Origin of the sequence: Psychrobacter sp. I-STPA6b (assembly GCF_020662265.1) — a bacterium.
Lineage (GTDB): Bacteria > Pseudomonadota > Gammaproteobacteria > Pseudomonadales > Moraxellaceae > Psychrobacter.
Genome location: NZ_VEWM01000042.1, coordinates 1 through 439 on the forward strand (window position 1 = coordinate 1; position 439 = coordinate 439).

Here is a 439-nt window from a genome sequence, read left to right on the forward strand (position 1 = left end):
CCAGGAGGACACAGCGCGGTAGATCAGCGGGTTGCGGCACCGCCAGCAGTGCGGGTAGCTGTGCTCGTAGCTGGCCTGCCGGACCAACCGGCCCTGGGCGCGCAGCACCTGGGTGATGGGCTTGTTCGCCTCAAATACCTGCAGGCCCACGATGGTGTCCAGGTCACCGCCACGGAACAGCGGCAGGAACTTGGCGCCCTCGTCGACGGAGAGGACCACCGGGATGCCGGCTTCCTCGCAGACCTTCTGGTCGTCTTCGCCGTAGGCAGGAGCCTGGTGGACGATCCCGGTGCCGTCGGTGGTGGTGACGTAGTCCGCCACGAGGATCTGCCAGGCGTTTTCGGTGCCGTATTTTTCGGTGTCGCTGAAGTCGTTCCACAGCGGCTGGTAGGCAAGCCCTGCCAGGTCGGCGCCAACGTAGGTGGCCACCACGGCGTAC

Annotated in this window: 1 pseudogene; it reads right to left on the bottom strand. The window is 66.3% G+C overall.

The annotated features are described in order from the left end of the window. Positions 1–439: pseudogene (locus FHK88_RS03690) on the bottom strand (class I tRNA ligase family protein); the annotation flags it as partial.